Raw genomic sequence first — 5,419 nt, forward strand, 5'->3', positions numbered from 1 at the left:
TCCCCATTCCCCATTCCCCATTCCCCATTCCCCATTCCCCATTCCCCATTCCCCATTCCCCATTCCCCATTCCCCATTCCCCATTCCCCATTCCCCATTATGCTAATTCCCTTAACTCGCGAAACCTTTCAAGAACTAATTCCCCCCGTGGCTACCGGAGCACAATACAAACATATTTGGGGGAAACCGCCCGATTTTTTAAGGCGAATATTAATTTCTGCGGTAGCTGTAGTTTTGTTGCTAGTAGTTTATAATTTTGCCGGTTCCGATGTCGGGCCTCTAGTTTTAATTGTCGGATTGATCGCTGGTTTGTACTGGCTGTGGGGGCCGATTTTCTGGGCTAGTTTGCGGAATGCAGAATGTCGTAAATATAAATACTGCGGCTTTTGGCAAGGGCGAGTATTGGATATTTATATCACCGATGAAGTCACAAGTCAAGAAGAAACAGTCAATCAAAAAGGACAACTTGTAATTGTTGACAACCTAGAACCGCGAATTAATTTAGAAGTTGGCGACAAAACCGGATTTACTACTACGCTTCGAGCTCCATTGCAGAAAAGTCATCAGGGAATTGTCCCCGGTCAAGCTGCTTTAATGTTAATCATGTCGAATCAAGAAGATTTGGGCAGAATTGCCAAAGTTTCGGATATTTACATTCCCAGCCGCGATGTGTGGGTGAGCGATTATCCTTATTTGCGTAAGGATTTGTTTGTGGAAATGAGCCAGCAAATTAAAAAAGGCAGACAGAAAAAAGGGCGAGATACTGATAATGAAAGTACAAGGGTGAAAAGGCGATCGTCCGCTGATTATTGAACAAAAAAGGTTCGTAGTGAGGACTTTAGTCCGCATCAGGTTCGTAGTGAGGACTTTAGTCCGCATCCAAATCAAATGAATTGAGGCTGTGGCGTTGTCAACGGTTTTGTTCACAAAGGACAGGGTGCGTCAGACAAAACGGGTGCATCTGGTTTTTGAGGAGGGCGAAGCATGACCGCATATAAGTTATTAGTTATAATCTCCTATTTTCTGCGGTCATGCTTCGCCCCTACGGATATGTTCGCCAAAATGAGATGCACCCGACAAAGCAACCAGCAATGCAAAAAAAATTAACTTGCTGACGCACCCTACAAAAACCGAAAAACCTTATAATTGCGATCGCACAAAACGTGCTTTCACAGCATTACTGCGGCTTAGTTTCCGATGATTTTTGAAGGTTTTGTGCGGCCCGAGGATAAGCATCCTTAAGAATCGCCTTAACTTTTGGCTTCTGTTCAGTAGTGAGATTAATTTCAGTCAAAGCTTTACGCATTTTTTCACCAGACTTCAGCTTAGCGTTCAACTGTTTGTATTGCTCAGCCGTGAGTACCTTTGCGAGTTTTTCACTAACTTCCTTGCGCTTCTGTGTGCGTTCAGCATCAGAAAGTTTTGGTTTCTGGGAATTTGTGGGATTTGCAGCCACCGCGTCAGGTTTAGCATCTTTAGAAGCAGCAGCATCCGCCTTTGTTTTTGACACCGCGTCAGATTTAGCAGCATCGGAGGAAGCAGTATCCGCCTTTGTTTCCGATGAAATAACTGGACTCGCCGCAGTCGCATCGGGTTTAGCAGCATCGGAGGAAACAGCATCCGCCTTCGGTTTCTCTAAACTTACGGGATTTTCCTTAGCTGGATTAGATTCCGAGGCTTCCGGGGTGTTGGGTGGCGCACAAGCAGACAAACCGCCAATTAACATGACACCGGCGAGAATAAATGCTGGTGCGATCGTACTTTTCATGATTCACTGCCTCTAGTTAACTTTGTTCATCAATGTTATAGCGTAAAATCGATCGGCGCATGACCCAAGACTCCTAACTTCACCAGTCAATCGATTTTAGATTTTAGATTTTAGATTTTAGATTTTAGGGTGTTGCTTAATCAGGGTAGGAAAAAAATAAGTTGAAAATCCCCAAGCTTTGTCGATACTGGTTTCTATGACTGGCATATTTAGCCTTTCATACCGTAAATCAGCAACGCCAGCATTTTTTTATTATAGTGCGAGCTGTCGCGAGCTCGCGTATTCTACTCGCGAGCGGGGACAGCACTATAAATGCCAAACTGAGATGCTCCCAATACGATCGCCATTAACGCCAAAAATTACCAAAATAAATTAAATCAAATAGCTCTTGACATCAAATTTAGAAAAATTTATAATTGTAGGGATACCAAAAATTATTATAACTTGAGCTTCCTAGAATTATTCAGCCAAGAGACTTGCCCCCAGTTTACCGAACAAATCAAAGCTGACCTAGGTTACTTCAAACACGGTACCAACTTGCTAGAGAAAGCAATGGAAGCAATGAGGGGCGTAGTTGCGATCGAAGAAGCCCGTCGCGATGCAGAATTAGAAGCAACGATTTAAGCAGTAGGTTCAGCCTTGGGAGTTGTGGGCATAGTAGCCAGCATTGCTCCCTACTTTATTGAGTTATTTGAGACCGCGGCTCGACCGTAGGGTAGTATATTGTGATAAAGTTGAGACCCACAATTCGCAGTCAGTAGAAGTTCTGCGATCGAACATGAATCCTAAAAAATCTGCCAAGAAATCTCCGCCTAAACCTAAAGCTGATATCGCAGCCGAGGGAAAGCAACAGGACGATCGCCAGGAATTATTTCCAGTGGTGGGAATTGGAGCGTCTGCGGGTGGATTGGAAGCTTTTATGGAATTGCTGAGCCATTTGCCGATCGATACAGGCATGGCTTTTGTGATGATTCAGCATATGTTACCGACTCAGGAAAGTTTGTTGACCGAGATTTTAGCTCGATCGACCTTAATGCCCGTAAATGAGGTGACAGATGGGGTAACTGTAGCACCGAATCAGGTATACGTCATCCCCCCGAATGCCAGCATGACGATCGAATCCGGGCTGCTGAAGCTAACGCCCCGCGGCAGGGGACGCGGGGCGTTTATGTCCGTCGATACATTTCTGATTGCCCTCGCCGCGGAAAGGGGGAACAAAGCCATCGCCGTCGTTCTCTCCGGGGGCGACGGCGACGGGGCCAGAGGATTAGAAGCGATTAAAGGCGCCGGCGGTATTACTTTTGCTCAATCCGAAGCATCGGCACAATTCACCAGTATGCCACACACTGCGGTGGCGACCGGTCAGGTAGACTTTATCTTGAGGCCGGAACAAATTGCCCAAAAGATCGCCGAAATCGGCTGTCATCCCTACATTGCCGATCGAGCTGCGATCGAATCAGCAGTCAGCCAAGATGCGATCGCCACGATCTACAATTTACTGCTATTGGCTACAGGAGTTGACTTTACTCACTACAAGCAAACTACCTTGAAACGGCGGATACAGCGGCGGATGTTGCTCTACAAGCTGGAACGGATCGAAGATTATGCTGCATATCTCCAAAACACTCCGACAGAAGTCACGGCGCTGTATGGCGATGTCTTAATTCACGTCACCAGCTTTTTTCGGGATTCCGAAAGCTTTGATGCTCTAAACAGCAAAGTGTTTCCCGAAATCGTCAAAAATAAATCGCCGAAGTCGCCGATCCGAATTTGGATTGCCGGTTGTTCCACGGGCGAAGAAGCTTATTCGATCGCCATTTGCTTGCTAGAGTTTTTAACAGAGCGAGACATCGATTTGCCGGTGCAGATTTACGCTACAGACATCAGCGACAGTGCGATCGCGATCGCCCGCAGCGGCTTTTATACTAGCAGTCAAGTCGCGGATGTTTCGAGGGAACGCTTGCAGCGGTTCTTTGTTCAAGTCGAGGGCGGATATCAAATCGCCAAACAGGTGCGCGAACTCTGTGTTTTTGCCAGACAAAATTTGATTAACGATCCGCCGTTTTCGCGGATGGATTTGATTAGTTGTCGGAATGTGCTGATTTATCTGGGATCTTTGTTGCAGAAAAAACTGCTGCCAATGTTCCACTACGGACTCAGCCCCGAAGGCTTTTTGCTGTTAGGTACTTCGGAAACGATCGGTGAATTTGCCGAATTGTTTGGGCTGTGCGACCAAAAAAACAAAATTTATGTCAAAAAACAGTTATCGCATTGGCTGAGCATTGATTTAACTGCCAGCCAAAATCCTCTGACAGCCATCAACCCTCCACTGCTGGTGACGCCAAGCTGGAACGAAATGGAAATGGAGAAACAAGCCGATCTAATTGTTTTAAATGAGTATGCCCCCGTCGGCGTCGTAATTAACAGCGCCAGCGAGATTTTGCAATTTCGAGGACAGACGAGCAGCTATTTAGAACCGGCTCCGGGTAAGGCGAGCTTTAATTTGCTGAAAATGGCAAAATCGGGATTGCGCCTCGAATTGCGGGGTGCAATTCAACAGGCAAAAAATCAGCAGTTGCCGAGCCAACGCACAGGCTTGCAAATTATCGAGGTTGAGCAAATTGAGCTAAATCCAGTCATTGAAAATGCGATCGAGGTGGTTCGTTTGGCCGCAGCAGCCAAAAATATTCAACTTGAATCGAGGATCACTCCTTTAACCCTAAAACTGTTGGGCGATCCAAGCCGCTTGCAACAGGTACTGTGGAATTTACTATCAAACGCGATTAAATTCACCCCAGCCGGAGGCAGAATAGACATCTCATCAGACTACATTGATGGCATGGCTCAAATCCAAATTCGCGATACTGGTAAAGGCATTGACGCTAATTTTCTCCCCTATGTGTTCGATCGCTTCCGTCAGGCGGATAGTAGCTATTCTCGAAGCAACTCTGGATTGGGCCTAGGACTCTCGATTGTCTATCATTTGGTAGAACTCCACGGCGGTAGTATTCGTGCAGAAAGTGGCGGTGAGGAACAAGGGGCAATGTTTACCCTCAGGTTGCCGCTGCTAGCAGATACGCAAAAAAGTTCAGCGCTTTCTGTTTTAGAAGCAGTAGCAGAAGTAGATGTTGCTAGCCAGCCTGTAGTGGCAATCCCACAGATTCCATCATCCTTGGCTGGTGTACGAGTGCTGCTGGTGGATGACGAAGCATATCTGCGTCAGTTATTCACAACCATGCTGGATGAGTATGGAGTTGAAACTAGCGCAGCCGCATCAGCAACTGAGGCCATCTCAATGTTGACAGCAAATCCCGATCGATACGATCTACTTCTTTCTGATATTGGAATGCCAGAACAAGACGGTTATTCGCTGATGCGGCAGATTCGGACACTGAGTGTGGAGGAAGGGGGAGAAATTCCTGCTGCGGCGATCACGGCCTATGCTAAAGATGACGATCGTCGATCGGCGATCGCTGCGGGTTTTCAGATTCATGTCGCTAAGCCGATCGATTCAGCTCAATTAGCATAGATCGTGGCTTCTTTAACTGGGCGAATTTAGGAATGAGAATTAAATAACTTACAATTTTAATTATTATTGTGGGATGGGCGTCCCGCCCGTCCTTTCTGGACGGGCGGGACGCCCATCCCACA

At 46.6% G+C, this 5,419-nt stretch carries 4 protein-coding genes; 3 read left to right on the forward strand and 1 reads right to left on the reverse strand.

The features are described from left to right. The first annotated feature begins 99 nt into the window (after positions 1 to 99). A complete protein-coding gene (locus tag JGK22_RS32385) occupies positions 100 to 813 on the forward strand; it encodes a phosphate ABC transporter permease (RefSeq protein WP_293177473.1) in 714 nt (237 codons plus the stop codon). 364 nt (positions 814 to 1,177) lie between these two features. Here JGK22_RS32385 and JGK22_RS32390 read toward each other — a convergent pair whose 3' ends face one another. Continuing rightward, positions 1,178 to 1,768 carry a hypothetical protein gene (locus tag JGK22_RS32390; RefSeq protein WP_293314492.1) on the reverse strand — a complete coding sequence of 197 codons (591 nt, stop codon included), beginning with the start codon at positions 1,766 to 1,768 and terminating at the stop codon, positions 1,178 to 1,180. Between the two features lie 444 nt (positions 1,769 to 2,212). Here JGK22_RS32390 and JGK22_RS32395 point away from each other — a divergent pair, with 444 nt between their 5' ends. Together JGK22_RS32395 and JGK22_RS32400 are read left to right on the forward strand one after the other, a co-directional pair. Further along, positions 2,213 to 2,392, forward strand: coding sequence for a hypothetical protein (locus tag JGK22_RS32395; RefSeq protein WP_293177477.1), 180 nt, complete (start codon positions 2,213 to 2,215; stop codon positions 2,390 to 2,392). A 154-nt stretch (positions 2,393 to 2,546) separates the two neighbouring features. After that, on the forward strand, positions 2,547 to 5,297 hold the full coding sequence (locus JGK22_RS32400) for a CheR family methyltransferase (protein WP_293314494.1): 2,751 nt from the start codon (positions 2,547 to 2,549) through the stop codon (positions 5,295 to 5,297). The last annotated feature ends 122 nt before the right edge of the window (positions 5,298 to 5,419 follow it).

It is taken from the genome of Microcoleus sp. PH2017_08_TRC_O_A (assembly GCF_020738665.1).
Taxonomy (GTDB): domain Bacteria; phylum Cyanobacteriota; class Cyanobacteriia; order Cyanobacteriales; family Microcoleaceae; genus Microcoleus.

What these genes read in the sequence shown, in the direction of transcription:
- JGK22_RS32400 (WP_293314494.1), top strand. Translation starts at nt 2,547, where the DNA reads ATGAATCCTAAAAAATCTGCCAAGAAATCTCCGCCTAAACCTAAAGCT.
- JGK22_RS32390 (WP_293314492.1), bottom strand. Translation starts at nt 1,768, where the DNA reads ATGAAAAGTACGATCGCACCAGCATTTATTCTCGCCGGTGTCATGTTA.
- JGK22_RS32385 (WP_293177473.1), top strand. Translation starts at nt 100, where the DNA reads ATGCTAATTCCCTTAACTCGCGAAACCTTTCAAGAACTAATTCCCCCC.